The following is a 17,244-nucleotide window of genomic DNA, read 5'->3' as shown; positions in this document are numbered from 1 at the left end:
GGTACAGAGTCCAGAGGCGCTCGTGAGTCCGTGAGCGGCGATCTTGAGGTGGAGTGAGGCCAGTCCCCGAGGACTTCCTCTTCTTGCAGATGCTCAAAGGTGCAAACGCTAGATCGCAGCTAGCGCGTCCCGTGGCGGATGCTCACGCGGGATGAAGTTCCGCAATGGTTCGATATAGCTGACAGGCCAACCGGCGGCCAAGAACATTGGGACGCGCTTAGGCGTAGGCAGCTTTGATGGAATATATATATGGAACGCTTTACCAAAATTTTAGGTTGGGAGCAATGTGATCTTATCCCTCTGCTAAAGTTGGGGAATATCAATTTTGTTTTTACTGAGAATTAATGACATTTTCTCTATGAACTTCGCTGGTAGATCAGTTGGTGCGCCATACAAATCAACTATCCCGACCTCGACTGCGCTATCCACAATCTGGCAAAAATCGTCAATATCTTGTGGTGGTATCGATTGAGTAAGGTCTGATGGCATATCATCGCCCCTCCCATTAAGTGGCAACAAAGCGCCAATTTTTTCCCATTCATTCTGGTTATGGGTTTCAGGATAATTGTTCAGGTGTGCTATCAAATTGTTGATGGCGCAGTGCTGAAAAGACTTGGCTGTGCAATAAGTCTGCAAAAGTTTTGACGCATAAAGTTGTAGGTCTCTCGGGGAGAACATGGAAAATTCGCTTGAGATCTCTGACATCAATATCTCCCTCCGCAGTCTTTGAAAAAACTCAAGACCGTTCCCATTGTAAGAAAAAATCTAGCTTCGCGACTACTCGCCGCGCTTTCAGAAACCAACTATTGGTAAATGGCTTCTTAAGGCTCAGAGCTTAAAGAGTTTGACTCCTTAATTTTACTGCTCGATATTTTTGGGACGGCAAAAATCCTAATAATTTCATCTTTGGATGCGGAGTCATAAAACCTGCTTTCATGAAAGTCAAAAACAGTCTCAAAACCTAACATGTGAAAGTTCTTTTTTACTTCTTTCATTTCTCGTGACACTGCTTTTCTTTTTTTTACGCGTATATTATCCATAAACCCGTTTGAAGCAGGTCCTGGATAAACAAAAATATTTGGAATAATGACGTCACCCTCATCTAGTCCATCAAAATCGGTGAAAGTAATGGCGTAGAAATCTGGCTTGTCTGTCGTCCCCATTATCTTTATAGAATTCATTAAAAAGATAGCGGTACTCACTAGGAATTCCGAAACTTTATCGTTGTTCATCTCCTCTTTTAAAAAATCCAAGCGGCTGTATCTGGATACGATCGGTATCTCTTCGAAGCTTTCGTAGCTTTCAAAGAACACGTTCATGTTGTTGTACGGTTCTTTACTTATGATTTTGTTATAAAGTTCAACCAGCTTCATTTAAGGGATACTCCATCCATGATCGTTTAGCCATTCTTTTGTTTTCTTGGAAAAAGTCACGTCCCCTTTTCCTTTATCATGTATTGACCCATCAAGATTGTATCCGGACCCGCACTTGCAGTGTGCATGCCATTGGCTGCTAGGTACACTCTGTTCAGGCTCGTCAATTCGAGTAATTTCCGCAGGTGCTTGGCCTCTTCTAACCTTTGATTGAGCCTGTTTGGGTGTGCCTCCAGGTTGTGCACCTTTTTTAGCCAATCCTAATGGATCGACCCAGTTCGAAGGATTCGGAGCGTACTCGAAGAGGTTCAAACCTCCAGCGTAGCCAATCGGGTCTTGGCTGATAAAACGACCTATGCTTGGATCGTAATAACGATACCGGTTGTAATGCAGCCTCGTCTCATGATCGTAATACTGCCCCTGGAATCGTATCGGGTTCATCACGCCATGCTGCCGTGCCCACTCCGAGCGCTGCTCCGTCACCTGTCCCCACGCCTTGTATTGCGCGGTCCAGGCAAGGTTGCCTTGCGAGTCCGTCAATTCCTGCGGCGTGCCGAGGTGATCACATTGGTACCACGCCAACGCATCAAACGGTAATGCCGTTGCCTTGTGATTCCACACCGGATCTTCATCAAGGCTGTATTCACCACTGTAATCCGGCAAACCGATCAGATCGATTGGCGCATGCCGCACAGCCTGAGCGATCGGGACGAAGGTGTCTGGCTCGTAGACATAATGAACCGTGCGACCCGGCTCGCCATCGCTTTGTGCCGGGCTGCTTTCCCACGCGAGGTTGTCGCCATCCCAGCCGTAAAGCGTGAAACCGCAGCCAAGTTCGCGCTGTTTGCGCGCGTGTTCGTTTCTGTTCCAGAGAGAGCCTGCTTCAGGTCGCTGTTTGTAGTGCGCGCGGGAGTTTTTGTGCAGGCGTCGTCCCAGTGCGTCGTAGGCGAAGTCAACGTTCAGACGCGGGTCTTCGAAATGCACCAATCGATCAAACAGGTCCCAACGCAGATCGCTGCGTTGGCCGTTGTGCCAGCGCTGGATCTGGTTGCCGCGGTCGTCGTAGTCGTAGTGGGTGCCGGCGTATTCGCGCAGCAGGTTGTCCACGAGTTTGCTGCGCGGTGGCGTCAGGTCCAGTGGGCGGCGAATCTCTGTCGCCTTGTCGTCCAATAGGTTGCCGGCCGGGTCGAAGGCGAAGGTTTCCATGCCTTGACGTGTGGTGGCGCTGAGCAGTCGGCCGACGGGATCGTAACGATAGGCGAGCGGGCCACGACGGCTGTCGTTGATGTCGGTCAGTTGGCCGGCGGCGTCGTAGCTGTATTCGCGTTTGAGCAGTGTGGATTTGTCGTCGCTGCGTCCCAGCAGTTGTTCTTGCAAACGGCCGGCCGGGTCCCAGCTTTGGGTTTGCAGCAGGTGATTGCCTTGATGGCGGGCGACTTCGCGGTGCAGGTCGTCGCGTTCGTAGCCGATCAGTTCGTGTTCATCGAGGCGCAGGCCCAGCAGGTGGCCGCTGCCGTAAGTCAGCCAGCTGACGCGATGGCCGTCGGGGCGCACGCTGGCGACTCGTTGGTTGAGCACGTCGTACTCGTGCTGCCAGATCGCGACGGTGGGTTTTTCCAGGCCGAGGTAATGCTGGTGCTCGCGCAGCAGGTTACCCGCCGGGTCGTGGAACCATTGCAGGCGGCTGTCGGCGTTGTCGGCCAGCACCAGGTTGCCGTTGCCGTCATAGGCAAAGGTTTCGCTTTGCGACTGCTCGCCCAGGGTGGCGCGACGCTCGGTCAAACGGCCCATCGGGTCGAAGCTCAACGAGATGACGCGTTGGCCATTGATCGATTGCGCGAGGCGACCGGTGAGTGGGTCGTACTGATAGCGTGTGCTGCGCCCATCGAAACCGCGCTCTTCGAGCAGGCGTCCGACCGGGTCGTAGTGGAAGTGCGCGCGTTGTTCGTTTTCGTTTTCCAGGGCCGTTAGCCGTCCGAGACGGTCCCAGCGATAGCGCAGGGTTTGCTCGGCGGCATCGATGCGTTCGGCGATCAAACCGGCGGCGCTATAGCTCCAAGTGGTGCAGCGATCGAGTCCATCAACGTGCGCCAACAGCCGACCTTCGGCATCACGCTCAAAGCGCTCTTCGGTCTTGTCCGGGTGCTTGATCAGCACCAGTTGGCCGGCCTTGTATTCGTATTCGGTGGCGTTGCCGGCGGCGTCGGTGAAGCAGATCATCTGCCCGAATTCGTTGTACTCCCAGGCGCTGGTTTTGCCCGAGCAATCGACGTACTCGACCAGTTGCCCGGCGTCGTTGTAGTCGAGGGTTTTTTCGTTGCCGTTGGCGTCCTTGATCGCGGTGGGCTGGCCGGATTTGTTGTAGGCGTATTCGGTTTTGTTGCCCAGTGGATCCAGCGCTTCGACCAAGTTGCCTTGGTCGTCATAGGCGCGCTGCCACTGACCGCCCTCGGCGTCGCTGATCTTGATCAGCAGATCCTGATCATCGTAGGCGTAATGCATCACCGTGTGATCGGCGCGGATGTGTTCGAGCAGGTTGCTGCGCTCATCGTAGCTGTAGCGATCAGTGCTGCCGTCGGCATTGACGCGGCGCACGATGTTCTTCGCCTCGTCGCGGAAGAACCATTCCGAACGTTCATCGGCGTAACGGATGCGGTAGGTGTAGCCAAGGATGTCGTAGTAGTGCCAGGTCTCGTTGCCGAGGGCATCGGTGACGTAGGTCAGACGAATGTTTTCGTCCCATTCCAGACGCGTGTCGAAGCTGCCGTCGTCGGCCCATTCGCGCACGGCTTTGGCCTTGGCGCTTGAACCGTCCCACTGCAGGTTCATGCCGCGTCCGGTGCGGTCGGTGTAGCGGGTGATCAGGTGATGCTCAAACTGATACGACCAGACGGCGCCGTTCTCGTCCTGCGCCTGAATCAGGTCGCCATAGGCGTCGTACTGATAGGCGCAGAGCTGGCGCAGCGGTTCGCCGTCAACGATCTGCCAGAGGCCGATAAACCGGCCGTGATCGTCGATCATCGTGCCGAGGTGCAAATGGACTTTGGTGAAATCGTTTTCCTGATAGGTGAGCAGGTCGGAGAGCAGCGAGTGTTCGCCGTGACGATGCTCGTAATGCAGCATCACTCCGGCGCCGTTGCGCAGCGAGATATTGCTCAGCACAAAACGCTGGCCACGGCGGACGTAGGTTTCCTTGCGTTCGAAACCACGGCACAGCAACAACTGATCTTCGCTGGTGCGGACCAGGGTGATGTCTTCGATGGCGTCGTAGTGGAACAGGCCGACCTTTGGCAGCGGATAGCTGTGGTCGCGGCCGTCGGCGCTGTAGAACGTCAGGCCATCGTCCACGCAGTCAAAGCGCGTGGTGAATTCGCTGATCCAGCGCGCGCCGAGTTCGCTCTGATCGTAGGCATCGAGGCGCGAGTTGTAGGTGCGCGTCCAATCAATCGGGAAGGGGCCGGGCAGGCTGAAATCGGTATGGCTGAGGCTTTCCGAACCCAGGGCAAAGTTGATGCTGAATTCAGTGGCGCATTTACAGGGACCTTTCTCCGGATTGGGCGCGCTTTTCGCTGGGACTTGCTTGTTGTTAGCGCCCAACTCGCCCTCCGCAGCCGTGTGGGTGGCCTTGCCGGTCTTCTCCGTATGGACCGCGGCGTTCTGCCCATGGGCATTGCGCTTGCGCCACAGGATCACGGCGCTGGAAAGGATCTGCAGCAGCCAGCCGATGGAGTTCTGCACATTTTTATCGTCGAGCTTGCTCAACTGCGTGCGCAGTTCCGGGCCCATCGCGCGCAGTTTGCCGGTCTCGGTGGTGATCTGTGTCTGGAGCTTGTTCGGCAGCAGATTCTGCGCGACGCTGTTGGCCAGGCCCTTGCCTGCTGCTTTCAAGGCGCTGTTGGCGGCCGCTAAAAAGTTGTCGGCCGTCGCGAGGGGGTCGTTGAGGAGTTGGCCGCGCCCGACGCTTGCTCTTGCGCTGGCTTCCTCCAGATCACCCTTGGCATCCAGCCGGCCAAGGGCCGTTGTTTCGATACCGGTGGCAATCTCGTTGATGATTTGTTCGCCGAGCTTGCCAGCGTCCGCCAGAATCCCCGGCAACTTGCCTTTGGCTTGCTCAACAAAATCATCGAGGGTGCCGATGATCGAGGCGTTCAGGTGACCGACCAGCACCTCGATCACCGAGGTGCTGAGCAACAACTTGCTGCTGGCCCTCATCTCCTGCCGCACCAGAAACAGCGTCGGACGCAGGGTCATGCGCGCAGCTGCCATCGACGGCGGCAACGGCAAGACGCCGATCAGGTTGATGCCAAGGCTGGCCCACGTGAGCAAGTCGCGTTGCTTGGCGTCCGACAGGGTGACGATGTCACTCAGCGCATCGACCAGCGCCATGATGTTGCCGACCACCGGCAAGAAACCGGCGACATTCTTGATTCGATCAAGCGTAACCACACCATCGGTGGCGGATTGCAGCCAGGCATCGAAAGCCGCCGCACTGCTGGCGACGTCCTGAACGTCGATGGCATTGAGTGGAACGATGGCGGCTTGGGGCTCACGTGTTGCGACAGCAGTTTCAGTGGTCATCACGGCATCTCACCCGGCGACAAGGTCCGGGCTTTGCGGGCAAAAATTGAAGACCTCAACGAGCGGGCGAGAAAAAGCCGCCTCGCAGAGGTACGCATCAAAGTGAAAAACGGAATTAGCTGACGACAGCGCCTTTCGGGCCACTGGCGATCAGCGCGGCGCCGCAGGCGGTTTTCATGCCGTCCAGTGCGATGGGTGTGCCATCGACGGTGTAGGTGCTGCTGCCCTCGGCAATCGGGAAAACCCCTTTGCACAGCGGGCAGCTGACTTTGTGACCGACCCCGGCAATCGGCTTGCCGTTGAGGTCGGTCTGGGAGAAGGCTTCGAGGACTTTGCCACCGTGAGTGGTGGAGTCGCCCAAGCGAATTGCGTCTTTCATTGCGTCATTCCTTTGACCGAGGGTGGCTGGCTCGGCGAGCGACCCTGTCTTTCCTGCCCGCGTTGAGCGTGCGTTAGTGCTGGTTTGATATCAAAATCCGTGCCAGCCACTATATGGCCATTACGCAGCAAGGGTTTGCGCCGGATGCCTGTGGGATAAATCGATTTTTTCTGGGGAAACAGCCTCAAAGTGCGCAAGAAGTTGCGCAGTGCTGTGCAACTTCTTGCGCACTCGGCTACAGGGCCCGTGCGACGTGGGCTGCAGGCGATTGGCGGGCGTTTTTTTGAAGGCAGGTGCGCAAGAAGTTGCGCAGTTGGGCGGCTCCGAACAAGCGAAGGCCTATGGTGGATCTTCAGCAGGTTGTGGGTCTGTTTCGCGGTATCCTGCGCGTTCTGATTACGGACGTTTTTCCATGCTGGTGATTTCCAACAACGTGCATCTGCCGGATGCCGAGATCGAACTGACCGCCATCCGCGCGCAAGGCGCCGGTGGGCAGAACGTCAACAAGGTCTCCAGTGCCATGCACCTGCGCTTCGACATACCGGCCTCGTCGTTGCCCGAGTTCTATAAGGAGCGGCTGCTGGCGTTGCGTGACAGTCGCATCACCAGCGACGGTGTGTTGATCATCAAAGCGCAGCAATACCGCACGCAGGAAGCCAACCGCGCCGATGCGCTGGAGCGTCTGGTCGAGCTGATTCTCAGCGCGACCAAAGTCGAAAAGAAACGCCGTCCGACCAAGCCGACCCTCGGCTCAAAGAAGCGCCGGCTCGAATCGAAAACCAAGCGCGGCAGTATCAAGGCCGGGCGCGGCAAGGTGGATTTCTAGTCTTCGCGGTACTTGGCGGTGTGCTTGTACAGATACACGCTCAGTGCCAATCCGCTTAGCGAGGCGAGGGCAGCGAAGAGGAAGATTGAGGCAAAACCGAATCCCGCGGCAATCGCCCCGGCCAATGGCCCGGTGACCCCCAGCGACAAATCAATGAACAGCGAGTAAGCACCGACGGCTGCGCCACGACTGGAGGCGGGCACCAGATTCACCGCTTCCACACCCAGCGCCGGGAACACTAGCGAGAAACCAAATCCGCTCAACGCCGCACCGGCCAGCGCCCAGTGCGCGTCCGGCGCCAGCCACAACAGCAGCAGCCCAAGGGTTTCCACCGACAGACAGGCAATCGCCACACGAAAGCCGCCGAGGCGGTTGATCAGGTTGCCAAACAGCAATCGCGCACCGATGAAGCTGGCCCCGAACAGGCTCAGGCACAGCACCGCGTTGTCCCAATGCTGGGTGGCGTAATACAGGGTGATAAAGGTGGCGATGGTGCCGAAACCGATCGAACCCAGTGCCAGACCGCAGCCATGGGGAAACACTTTGCCGAGCACATGCATGAACGGCAGGCGTTCGCCGGCGACAATCGGTGCCGGCGTTTTTGGCCACGCGAGCAACAGGCCCAGCGCGGCGAGCAGGATGATGCTGACGCCCATGCTCCACAAACCCAACTGGCCGACCAGCCACACGCCGAACGGGGCGCCGACGGCCAGTGCGCCATAACTGGCGATGCCGTTCCAGGAAATCACTTTGGCCGTATTTGCCGCACCAACGCGGCCGATGCCCCAGCCGATCGAGCCGGAACCTACGAGGCTTTCGGCGCTGCCCAGCACCAGACGGCCAATTAACAGACTGATCAAACTGAACATCGGCATGCTCGGGGTCCACGCCGAAATCAGCATGAACACACCGCTCAAGCCGCACCCGGCGAGGCCAATCATCACCGCGCGTTTGCTGCCCTGGTTGTCGATGATCTTGCCGGCGTACGGACGGCTGAGCAGGGTGGCGAGGTATTGCACGCTGATCACCAGGCCGGCGATCACCGCACCAAAGCCCAGATCACTGTGGACATAACCGGGCAACACCGCGAGCGGAATGCCGATGTTCAGGTAACCGATAAAGGTGAAGAGGACGATGGAAACGACTTGCAGCGTAACCGCCAGGGGGCGCTGGGGTTCTGGCATAGAGGATGACATGGGTAACGATCCACGGGAGCGGCAGATTAGATAGGCTGCTTATGATACCGGCGCGGACGGATCTGGGGCGGGAAAAGTAGAACTATTTGCCGGGAGGCTACTTCAGGATTTGGCCGGGGCAACCAGTTGTGTGGTGACCAGCGCCGCCAGGGCATTTTCTTCGCTGCCGAAACGGGCGAGCAGGGCGGCTTGTTTCTCGGGCGAGAGACGGTTCCAGATGTCGATCATTTTCTCGGTGGCGCCGATCAGTACGGCAGCTTGGCTTTCAGAGAATTCGTCGGTCATGGCGGGCTCGGGTTTCAGGCAGTGTGGAAAGCGCATGTTAGCGCTTTCCACACGGTCTGTACGACGGGTCTTACTCTTCGTTGTCGGCCGGGCGGCTCTCAACGGCTTCTTTCGGCTCGGCCTGTTGGGCACCGGCTTGCTGCGTGGTCGTCTGCTCAGGTACGTGCAGGCTTGGGAAGGGGAGATTAGGAATCTCGTGCATGGTTGCGCTCCTCGCTAAGTCTGTTGATAGATCTGGTAGATCCGCGCTTTTTGAAAGCCTGCGCAGGATACAGCAGGAAAAATGACAATCAGACTTTTAATTCAAATTAATGCGACAGATGGCCGCAGGGGAGGCAAAACGAAAGGTCACCGCAGAAACAAATGTGGGAGCGAGCCTGCTCGCGAAGGCAGTGTGTCAGGCAACATTTTAGTTGAATGACACGCCGCTTTCGCGAGCAGGCTCGCTCCCACAGGGGTTTGTATCGCTGTAGCTATTTGCAGACGCTGGCGATGGCTTCGGCCAGCAGCGCGAGGCGCGTTGCGTCGATACCGGCGACGTTCGCCCGGCCCGAGCTGACCATGTACACGCTGTGGTGCTGGCGCAGTTGTTGTACTTGCTCCGGCGACAACCCGGTGTAAGAGAACATGCCGCGCTGCACGCCAATGTGCGCAAAACGCTCACGCAAACCGTGCGGTTCCAGCGCTTCGACCAGGCCGCTGCGCAGTTGCGCAATACGCAGACGCATGGCTTCCACCTCATCGGCCCAACGGGCTTTCAGTTCTGGATCGGCAAGGATGGTCGCGACCACCGCCGCACCGTGATCCGGCGGCGTCGACCAGAGGTTGCGGGCGATGTTGGCCAGTTGGCTGCGGATATCGATGAGCTTGTCGGCGGTTTTCGCGCAGACGATCAGCGCACCGGTACGGTCGCGGTACAAACCGAAGTTCTTAGAGCAGGAACTGGTGATCAGCAGCTCGGGCACTTCTGCCGCGAACAACCGGGTCGACCACGCATCCTGCTCTAGACCGTCGCCAAAGCCCTGGTAGGCAAAGTCGATCAGCGGCAGCAGGTTGCGGCTGCGCACCACGTCGAGCACACGCTGCCAGTCGTCATGGCTCAAGTCAAAACCGGTCGGGTTGTGGCAGCACGCGTGCAACAGCACCACATCACCTTTCGGTACTTCGTTAAGCACGGCGAGCATGGCGTCGACGTCGAGGCGATTGTCGCTGCCCACGTACGGGTAGTGACTGACCTTGACCCCGGCCGCGGCGAAAATGGTTTCGTGGATCGGCCAGGTCGGGTTGCTCAGCCACACGCCTTTGCCCGGCAGGCACTGGGCGATGAAGTCGGCCGCCAGACGCAGGGCACCGGTGCCGCCCGGGGTCTGGGTGGCGCCGGCACGTTGTTCGGCGATCAGCTTCGAGTCGGCACCGAGCACCAGCTCATTGATGACTTTGCCGAACAGCGGGTTGCCGTGGCCACCGATGTAGGTCTTGGTGTCCTGGCTTTCGACCAGTCGCGCTTCGGCGATTTTCACCGCTTCCGGGATCGGCGTCAGGCCCTGGGCATCCTTGTAGACGCCAACGCCCAGGTCGAATTTGCGCGGGTTGCTGTCCTGCGCATACGCCTCCATCAAGCCGAGGATCGGGTCGCCGGGTACCCGGCCGATGGCGTCGAAGTGCATTACTTGCGTCCTTCTGCAGTCTTGGCCACTTCGTCAGTGCGCGCGGCCATGATGAAGTCGTTGCGGTGCAGGCCTTTGATCGAGTGGCTCCACCAGGTCACGGTGACTTTGCCCCATTCGGTCAGCAGGCCCGGATGGTGACCTTCAGCCTCGGAGATCTCGCCGACCGCGTTGGTGAAGGCCAGCGCGTGCTTGAAGTTCTTGAACAGGAAGACCTTCTCCAGTTGCATGATGCTGTCGCGTACTTCGATGTTCCAGTCAGGGATCTGCTTGATCAGGATCGGCAGTTCTTCGTCGCTGACTTGTGGCGCATCGGCGCGGCAGGCTTCGCAGTGGGCTTGGTTCAAAGTGGACATGGCGTATTCCTGAAATCGAGTGTGTTTTTTTTATTAAAGCGTTTGAGCCGTCAATGCCGTCACGCTAAACCAAAGTAACGGCGACGGACAGGCTCAATTGTCAGCAAAAGTCGCGGTTCACGCGGCTTTCGGTTTCGGCGGAAATTTCGGCGCGTGCAGACCCAACTGCATGCCTTGGCGCACCATGGCCATGATGTCTTCATGAGCCACGTCGAACAGACGCTTGAGGTTCGGCAGGACAAAGTACAGCGGTTGCAGGATGTCGATGCGGTACGGCGTGCGCATGGCTTCCAGCGGATCGAAGGCCTGATGCTCGGGTTCGTCCGACAGCGAGTAAACGGTTTCTTTTGGCGAGGACAGGATGCCGCCACCGTAGATGCGTTTGCCTTGCGGGGTATCGACCAGGCCGAACTCGATGGTCATCCAGTACAGGCGCGCCAGGTACACGCGTTCTTCTTTGGTCGCTTGCAGACCGAGCTTGCCGTAGGTGTGGGTGAATTCGGCGAAATACGGGTTGGTCAGCAGCGGGCAGTGACCAAAGATCTCGTGGAAAATGTCCGGCTCTTGCAGGTAGTCCAGCTCTTCGCGGGTACGAATAAACGTAGCGACCGGAAATTGCTTACTGGCCAGCAGTTCGAAAAAGGTCTGGAAGGGGATCAGTGCCGGAACGCGGGCAACCTGCCAACCGGTGGTCGCGCCGAGCACCTTGTTGATCTCGCCGAGTTGCGGAATGCGGTCGTGGGGCAGACCGAGTTTTTCGATACCGTCCAGATACTCCTGGCAGGCACGCCCTTCAATCACTTTCAGCTGGCGAGTGATCAGCGTGTTCCACACCGCGTGTTCTTCGGCGGGGTAGTCGATAAAACCTTGCGCATCGGGCTCGCGGGCCACGTATTGCGTCTGCTTCATACTGCTCTCCTGCTAGGGGAATTCGTTCTTGTTATGTCCAGCGATGGACTCAGAATTACCTGAGAGCGGGTTGATGTGCAGCAGGTTGAATGGCCTGTGCGTAGGAAATTTCTCTTTAATTCGTAAAGTTATCGTTACGGTTTGACCGCCGACGCGCATTTTCGGTGATTTTCAGGTTTGAAAAGCCTGATGGCTGTCACATAATCTTGACAACTATCTGCGTGCCACCACAGAAAAGTCTGGCGCGGTCCCCTGTAGGAGTGAGCCTGCTCGCGATAGCGGTGTATCAGTCAGCATCAATATCAACTGACCCAAAGCCATCGCGAGCAGGCTCACTCCTACAGGTTTCTCATCGTTTATTCGGGCGATTTATATGCGCATCAAAGTCCACTGCCAGAACCGCATCGGCATCCTGCGCGACATCCTCAACCTGTTGGTGGCGTACGGCATCAACGTCGCGCGCGGTGAGGTCGGTGGTGAGCATGGCAACGCGATCTACCTGCACTGCCCGAACCTGATCAATATCCAGTTCCAGGCGCTGCGGCCGAAATTCGAGGCGATCGCCGGGGTGTTCGGCGTCAAGCGGGTAGGGCTGATGCCCAGCGAGCGACGGCACATGGAGCTGAACGCCTTGCTCGGCGCACTGGAGTTTCCGGTGCTGTCGATCGACATGGGCGGCTCGATCGTCGCGGCCAACCGCGCGGCGGCGCAGTTGCTCGGCGTGCGGGTCGATGAAGTGCCGGGGATTCCGCTGTCGCGCTACGCCGAAGATTTCGACTTGCCAGAGCTGGTGCGCGCCAACAAATCGCGAATCAACGGCATGCGGGTCAAGGTCAAGGGCGACATCTTTCTGGCCGACATCGCGCCGCTGCAATCGGAACACGACGACAGCGAGGCCATGGCTGGTGCGGTGTTGACCTTGCATCGCGCTGACCGCGTTGGCGAGCGTATCTACAATGTGCGCAAGCAGGAGCTGCGTGGTTTCGACAGCATTTTCCAGAGCTCGAAAGTGATGGCCGCCGTTGTGCGCGAAGCACGGCGTATGGCGCCGCTCGACGCTCCGCTATTGATTGAAGGCGAAACCGGCACCGGTAAGGAATTGCTCGCACGCGCTTGCCACCTCGCCAGTCCGCGCGGGCAGTCGCCGTTGATGGCGCTCAACTGCGCAGGCCTGCCGGAGTCGATGGCCGAGACTGAGTTGTTCGGTTACGGCCCGGGCGCGTTCGAAGGTGCACGCGCCGAAGGCAAGCTCGGGCTGCTGGAATTGACGGCGGGCGGCACGCTGTTTCTTGACGGTGTCGGTGAGATGAGCCCGCGTCTTCAAGTGAAGTTGCTGCGCTTTTTGCAGGACGGTTGCTTTCGCCGGGTCGGCAGCGATGAAGAGGTTTATCTGGATGTGCGGGTCATCTGTGCGACGCAGGTCGACTTGTCGGAGCTGTGCGCGCGCGGTGAGTTTCGCCAGGATCTGTATCACCGCTTGAACGTGCTGTCCTTGCACATTCCGCCGCTTCGCGAATGCCTCGACGGGTTGACCCCACTGGTTGAGCATTTTCTCGATCAGGCCAGTCGGCAGATCGGCTGTTCGCTGCCGAAACTGGCCCCGGCGGCGATGGATCGGCTCAGTCATTACCACTGGCCGGGCAACGTGCGGCAACTGGAGAACGTGCTGTTCCAGGCGGTTTCGCTGTGCGACGGCGGCACGGTGAAAGCCGAGCATATTCGTCTGCCGGATTACGGCGTGCGTCAGCCGCTTGGCGATTTTTCGCTGGAGGGGGGGCTGGACGAGATTGTCGGGCGCTTCGAGAAAGCGGTGCTGGAGCGGTTGTATTCCGAGCATCCGAGCAGTCGGCAGCTGGGTAAGCGGCTGGGGGTTTCGCACACCACCATCGCTAACAAACTGCGCGAATATGAAGTCGGCAAGGATCTGGGCAGCACGTGATTGTTCCCACGCTCTGCGTGGGAATGAAGCCCGGGACGCTCCGCGTCCCAAAGCTGACGCAGAGCGTCCATTGAGGCATTCCCACGCAGAGCGTGGGAACGATCATTTATCCGGATTGCCGCCAAGCGGCATAACACCGCCGGTTTTTCGACTTCGATACATTTCAGATTTCCCCTCGCCATCCCTCAAGTCCTTTGTTTACCGGGCCTTTGTGCGCCAGAAAAAAGTTGGTCTGCAAATTGCTTAAGGCTCAGCAGTACAGCGGTGGGCGGCAAACGTCCGGCATGCAGAGGAAAGAGTGTGGACAAGTACCTTTATGTGGCAATGACCGGCGCCAGCCAGAATGCGCTGGCGCAAAAGGCGCATGCCAACAACCTGGCGAACATCTCCACCAACGGTTTTCAGCGCGACCTGGAGCAGGCGCGTTCGATGCCGGTGTTCGGTGACAGCTTTCCGGCGCGTGCGTTTGCCATGAGCGAACGGCCCGCCACCGATTTCACCCCGGGCTCGCTGGTGCAGACCGGTCGTGACCTCGACGTCGCGGTCACCGGCAACGGTTTTATCGCCGTGCAGAACCCGAACGGCGGCGAAAGCTACGTGCGCACCGGCAGCCTCAACGTCGACGCCCTCGGCGTGCTGCGCGCCGGCAACGGCATGCCGGTGATCGGCAACGGCGGTCCGATCGCCGTGCCGCCCGAGCAGCAGATCGAAGTCGGTGAAGACGGCACCATCAGTATTCGTGCGATGGGCGAAGGCCCGCGCGTCATGGCGGAAGTCGACCGGATCAAACTGGTCAACCCGGACATCAAGAACATGAACAAGGGCCTCGACGGCTCGATCTACACCAAGGACGGCCAGCCGGCGCAGGCTGATGCCAACGTCAAACTGGTGTCGGGTTTCCTCGAGTCGAGCAACGTCAATGCCGTGGAAGAGATGACCTCGGTGCTGGCCCTGGCCAAGCAGTTCGAGTTGCACGTCAAGATGATGAACACCGCCAAAGACGACGACCAGGCCATGGCTCGGGTCTTGCAGATCAGCTAATTATCAGAACGTCGCGCCGAAAAACAGGCGCACGAGGAGAATCGAATGCTTCCGGCTCTATGGGTTGCCAAAACCGGTCTGTCCGCCCAGGACACCAACCTGACCACCATTTCCAACAACCTGGCAAACGTGTCGACCACGGGTTTCAAACGTGATCGCGCCGAGTTCCAGGACTTGCTCTATCAGATCAAGCGTCAGCCAGGCGCTCAGTCGACCCAGGACAGCGAACTGCCGTCGGGTCTGCAACTGGGTACCGGTGTGCGCATCGTCGGCACCCAGAAAAACTTCACCGCCGGTAGCCTGCAAACCACCGAACAGCCGCTGGACATGGCCATCGACGGTCGCGGTTTCTTCCAGATTCTGCAGCCGGACGGCACCACGTCCTACACCCGTGACGGTACTTTCCACCTCGATTCCAATGGCCAGATCGTTAACGCCAGCGGTTTCGCACTGGAACCGGCCATCGTCATTCCGAACGATGCCCAGACCTTCACCGTCGGCCGTGACGGCACGGTGTCCATCACGGTTGCTGGCAACGCTGCGTCTCAGGTGATCGGCAACCTGCAAACCGCCGACTTCATCAACCCGGCCGGTCTGCAAGCCGTGGGCAACAACCTGTTCCTGGAAACTGCCGCTTCCGGCGCGCCGCAAGTTGGCACCCCGGGTCTGGCCGGTTTCGGTACCACCCTGCAGAACACCCTGGAAACCTCCAACGTCAGCACCGTTGAAGAGATGGTCAACATGATCACCACTCAGCGCGCTTACGAGATGAACTCCAAGGTGATCTCCACCGCTGACCAGATGCTCTCGTTCGTAACGCAGAATCTGTAATCAAGTCTATGAGGCGGCCATGAGGTCGCCTGCAACACCGTGAGGTAGGGTCATGAATCGCTTTGTATCTGTTCTGGCATTGAGTGGGGTCGTCTCGCTCGCGGGCTGCGTCGCCCCGACGCCCAAGCCCAATGACCCTTACTACGCCCCGGTGTTGCCGCGCACGCCGCTGCCGGCTGCGGCCAATAACGGCTCGATCTATCAGGCCGGTTTCGAGCAGAACCTGTACAGCGACCGCAAGGCTTTCCGGGTTGGTGACATCATCACCATCACCCTGAATGAGCGCACGCAGGCGAGCAAGAACGCCAACTCGCAGATGGACAAGAACAGCGATAACAAGGTCGGTCTGACCTCGTTGTTCGGCTCCAGCCTGACCACGAACAACCCGATTGGCGGCAACGACCTGAGTCTGAACGCTGGCTATAGCGCCGACCGCTCGACCAAGGGCGACGCCAAGTCCGGGCAGAGCAACAGCCTGACCGGTTCGATCACCGTGACCGTGGCTGACGTGCTGCCCAACGGCATCATCGCTGTGCGTGGCGAGAAGTGGCTGACGCTGAACACCGGTGACGAACTGGTACGCATCGCCGGTCTGGTGCGCGCCGATGACATCGCCACGGACAACACCGTGTCGTCGACCCGGGTCGCCGATGCACGCATCACCTACTCGGGTACCGGCGCGTTTGCCGATACGAGTCAGCCAGGCTGGTTCGACCGTTTCTTCCTCAGCCCGCTGTTCCCTTTCTAGGTGGCTACGTTGAATCTGAAAAGCTTCATGCTGGCGGCGACTCTGATGTCCGCCGCTTTTGGTGCCCACGCCGAGCGGCTGAAAGATATCGCCAGCATTTCCGGCGTGCGTTCCAACCAGTTGATCGGTTACGGCCTGGTGGTCGGGCTTAACGGCACCGGCGACCAGACGACGCAAACCCCGTTCACCCTGCAGACGTTCAACAACATGCTCTCGCAGTTCGGCATCAAGGTGCCGCCGGGATCGGGCAACGTGCAGTTGAAAAACGTCGCGGCGGTGTCGATCAGTGCCGATTTGCCGGCGTTCGCCAAGCCGGGTCAGCAGGTCGACATTACTGTGTCCTCGATCGGTAACTCCAAGAGCTTGCGCGGCGGCACCTTGTTGCTGACCCCGCTCAAGGGTATCGACGGCAACGTCTATGCAGTCGCTCAGGGCAACCTGGTGGTTGGCGGTTTCGACGCCGAAGGTCGTGACGGTTCGAAGATCACCGTCAACGTTCCGTCGGCCGGTCGTATCCCCGGTGGTGCTTCGGTGGAACGTTCGGTGCCGAGCGGTTTCAACCAGGGCAACAGCCTGACCCTGAACCTCAATCGCTCGGACTTCACCACCGCCAAACGTATCGTCGACAAGATCAACGACATGCTCGGCCCTGGCGTCGCGCAAGCCATCGACGGCGGTTCGATCCGGGTCACCGCGCCACTCGACCCGAGCCAGCGCGTCGACTACTTGTCGATCCTGGAAAACCTCGAGGTCGATCCGGGTCAGGCGGTGGCGAAAGTCATCATCAACTCGCGTACCGGCACCATCGTCATTGGTCAGAACGTGAAAGTGTCGCCAGCCGCCGTGACCCACGGCAGCCTGACTGTGACCATCACCGAGGATCCGATCGTCAGCCAGCCCGGCCCTCTGTCCAATGGTCAGACGGCTGTTGTGCCGCGCTCGCGGGTGAATGCCGAGCAGGAAGCCAAACCGATGTTCAAGTTCGGCCCGGGTACCACTCTCGACGAGATCGTGCGGGCGGTGAACCAGGTCGGCGCGGCACCGGGTGACTTGATGGCGATCCTCGAAGCTCTGAAGCAGGCCGGCGCGTTGCAAGCCGACCTGATCGTGATCTGA

Annotated in this window: 16 protein-coding genes; 6 read left to right on the top strand and 10 right to left on the bottom strand. The window is 58.7% G+C overall.

From position 1 onward, the window contains the following. Positions 1-303: 303 nt before the first annotated feature. From ACOYXJ_RS01610 to ACOYXJ_RS01595, 4 genes are all read right to left on the bottom strand, one after another. Positions 304-705, bottom strand: a complete 402-nt coding sequence (locus ACOYXJ_RS01610) for a hypothetical protein (protein ID WP_460367555.1) — start codon at positions 703-705, stop codon at positions 304-306. Between the two features lie 116 nt (positions 706-821). Beyond that, entirely contained in the window at positions 822-1,373 is a 552-nt protein-coding gene (locus ACOYXJ_RS01605; RefSeq protein WP_460367553.1) for an Imm15 family immunity protein, read from the bottom strand. Further along, the gene (locus ACOYXJ_RS01600) at positions 1,374-5,951 is read right to left on the bottom strand and encodes an RHS repeat-associated core domain-containing protein (RefSeq protein ID WP_460367552.1); all 4,578 of its coding nucleotides are present in this window, start codon (positions 5,949-5,951) and stop codon (positions 1,374-1,376) included. It abuts the gene before it with no gap. Between the two features lie 115 nt (positions 5,952-6,066). Continuing rightward, the gene (locus ACOYXJ_RS01595) at positions 6,067-6,330 is read right to left on the bottom strand and encodes a PAAR domain-containing protein (RefSeq protein WP_108225915.1); all 264 of its coding nucleotides are present in this window, start codon (positions 6,328-6,330) and stop codon (positions 6,067-6,069) included. A gap of 412 nt (positions 6,331-6,742) precedes the next feature. Here ACOYXJ_RS01595 and arfB point away from each other — a divergent pair, with 412 nt between their 5' ends. Beyond that, positions 6,743-7,156 carry an alternative ribosome rescue aminoacyl-tRNA hydrolase ArfB gene (arfB, locus tag ACOYXJ_RS01590; RefSeq protein WP_007920134.1) on the top strand — a complete coding sequence of 138 codons (414 nt, stop codon included), beginning with the start codon at positions 6,743-6,745 and terminating at the stop codon, positions 7,154-7,156. Here arfB and ACOYXJ_RS01585 read toward each other — a convergent pair. The 6 genes from ACOYXJ_RS01585 to phhA all read right to left on the bottom strand — a co-directional run bounded on the left by ACOYXJ_RS01585 (position 7,153) and on the right by phhA (position 11,569). Beyond that, positions 7,153-8,340, bottom strand: a complete 1,188-nt coding sequence (locus tag ACOYXJ_RS01585; RefSeq protein ID WP_460373077.1) for an MFS transporter — start codon at positions 8,338-8,340, stop codon at positions 7,153-7,155. The two genes, arfB and ACOYXJ_RS01585, sit on opposite strands and share 4 nt — an antisense overlap. 114 nt (positions 8,341-8,454) lie before the next feature. Next, a complete protein-coding gene (locus tag ACOYXJ_RS01580; RefSeq protein WP_038364048.1) occupies positions 8,455-8,637 on the bottom strand; it encodes a hypothetical protein in 183 nt (60 codons plus the stop codon). A 70-nt stretch (positions 8,638-8,707) separates the two neighbouring features. Next, complete coding sequence (locus ACOYXJ_RS01575; RefSeq protein ID WP_263597615.1) at positions 8,708-8,839, bottom strand: hypothetical protein; 132 nt, start codon at positions 8,837-8,839, stop codon at positions 8,708-8,710. A gap of 271 nt (positions 8,840-9,110) precedes the next feature. Further along, positions 9,111-10,304 (bottom strand): amino acid aminotransferase, encoded by a 1,194-nt coding sequence (locus tag ACOYXJ_RS01570; protein ID WP_460367549.1) that lies wholly within the window; start codon positions 10,302-10,304, stop codon positions 9,111-9,113. Then, positions 10,304-10,660 (bottom strand): 4a-hydroxytetrahydrobiopterin dehydratase, encoded by a 357-nt coding sequence (locus tag ACOYXJ_RS01565; RefSeq protein WP_003222798.1) that lies wholly within the window; start codon positions 10,658-10,660, stop codon positions 10,304-10,306. Before ACOYXJ_RS01565 ends, ACOYXJ_RS01570 begins: the two co-directional genes overlap by 1 nt. Positions 10,661-10,777: 117 nt before the next feature. Continuing rightward, a complete protein-coding gene (gene phhA / locus ACOYXJ_RS01560) occupies positions 10,778-11,569 on the bottom strand; it encodes a phenylalanine 4-monooxygenase (RefSeq protein ID WP_150692169.1) in 792 nt (263 codons plus the stop codon). Positions 11,570-11,942: 373 nt separating this feature from the next. Between phhA and ACOYXJ_RS01555 the strand changes: the two genes are divergently transcribed. The 5 genes from ACOYXJ_RS01555 to ACOYXJ_RS01535 all read left to right on the top strand — a co-directional run bounded on the left by ACOYXJ_RS01555 (position 11,943) and on the right by ACOYXJ_RS01535 (position 17,244). After that, positions 11,943-13,508 (top strand): sigma-54-dependent transcriptional regulator, encoded by a 1,566-nt coding sequence (locus ACOYXJ_RS01555; RefSeq protein WP_460367547.1) that lies wholly within the window; start codon positions 11,943-11,945, stop codon positions 13,506-13,508. Positions 13,509-13,808: 300 nt separating this feature from the next. Beyond that, positions 13,809-14,549, top strand: a complete 741-nt coding sequence (locus ACOYXJ_RS01550; RefSeq protein ID WP_038363771.1) for a flagellar basal body rod protein FlgF — start codon at positions 13,809-13,811, stop codon at positions 14,547-14,549. A gap of 45 nt (positions 14,550-14,594) precedes the next feature. After that, a complete protein-coding gene (gene flgG, locus ACOYXJ_RS01545) occupies positions 14,595-15,380 on the top strand; it encodes a flagellar basal-body rod protein FlgG (protein WP_007920118.1) in 786 nt (261 codons plus the stop codon). 52 nt (positions 15,381-15,432) lie between these two features. Further along, positions 15,433-16,128 carry a flagellar basal body L-ring protein FlgH gene (flgH, locus tag ACOYXJ_RS01540; RefSeq protein ID WP_038363773.1) on the top strand — a complete coding sequence of 232 codons (696 nt, stop codon included), beginning with the start codon at positions 15,433-15,435 and terminating at the stop codon, positions 16,126-16,128. Between the two features lie 27 nt (positions 16,129-16,155). After that, positions 16,156-17,244 carry a flagellar basal body P-ring protein FlgI gene (locus ACOYXJ_RS01535; RefSeq protein WP_042704956.1) on the top strand — a complete coding sequence of 363 codons (1,089 nt, stop codon included), beginning with the start codon at positions 16,156-16,158 and terminating at the stop codon, positions 17,242-17,244.

The sequence above is a fragment of the Pseudomonas sp. Tul2A7 genome, assembly GCF_054790505.1.
Note: the sequence above shows the minus strand (reverse complement) of the source record. Positions and strands in the feature narration are given on the sequence as shown.

Excerpts from the sequence above, each read along its gene's own strand:
- ACOYXJ_RS01610 (WP_460367555.1), bottom strand. The coding sequence starts at position 705 with ATGTCAGAGATCTCAAGCGAATTTTCCATGTTCTCCCCGAGAGACCTA.
- ACOYXJ_RS01605 (WP_460367553.1), bottom strand. The coding sequence starts at position 1,373 with ATGAAGCTGGTTGAACTTTATAACAAAATCATAAGTAAAGAACCGTAC.
- ACOYXJ_RS01600 (WP_460367552.1), bottom strand. The coding sequence starts at position 5,951 with ATGACCACTGAAACTGCTGTCGCAACACGTGAGCCCCAAGCCGCCATC.
- ACOYXJ_RS01595 (WP_108225915.1), bottom strand. The coding sequence starts at position 6,330 with ATGAAAGACGCAATTCGCTTGGGCGACTCCACCACTCACGGTGGCAAA.
- arfB (WP_007920134.1), top strand. The coding sequence starts at position 6,743 with ATGCTGGTGATTTCCAACAACGTGCATCTGCCGGATGCCGAGATCGAA.
- ACOYXJ_RS01585 (WP_460373077.1), bottom strand. The coding sequence starts at position 8,340 with ATGCCAGAACCCCAGCGCCCCCTGGCGGTTACGCTGCAAGTCGTTTCC.
- ACOYXJ_RS01580 (WP_038364048.1), bottom strand. The coding sequence starts at position 8,637 with ATGACCGACGAATTCTCTGAAAGCCAAGCTGCCGTACTGATCGGCGCC.
- ACOYXJ_RS01575 (WP_263597615.1), bottom strand. The coding sequence starts at position 8,839 with ATGCACGAGATTCCTAATCTCCCCTTCCCAAGCCTGCACGTACCTGAG.
- ACOYXJ_RS01570 (WP_460367549.1), bottom strand. The coding sequence starts at position 10,304 with ATGCACTTCGACGCCATCGGCCGGGTACCCGGCGACCCGATCCTCGGC.
- ACOYXJ_RS01565 (WP_003222798.1), bottom strand. The coding sequence starts at position 10,660 with ATGTCCACTTTGAACCAAGCCCACTGCGAAGCCTGCCGCGCCGATGCG.
- phhA (WP_150692169.1), bottom strand. The coding sequence starts at position 11,569 with ATGAAGCAGACGCAATACGTGGCCCGCGAGCCCGATGCGCAAGGTTTT.
- ACOYXJ_RS01555 (WP_460367547.1), top strand. The coding sequence starts at position 11,943 with ATGCGCATCAAAGTCCACTGCCAGAACCGCATCGGCATCCTGCGCGAC.
- flgG (WP_007920118.1), top strand. The coding sequence starts at position 14,595 with ATGCTTCCGGCTCTATGGGTTGCCAAAACCGGTCTGTCCGCCCAGGAC.
- flgH (WP_038363773.1), top strand. The coding sequence starts at position 15,433 with ATGAATCGCTTTGTATCTGTTCTGGCATTGAGTGGGGTCGTCTCGCTC.
- ACOYXJ_RS01535 (WP_042704956.1), top strand. The coding sequence starts at position 16,156 with ATGCTGGCGGCGACTCTGATGTCCGCCGCTTTTGGTGCCCACGCCGAG.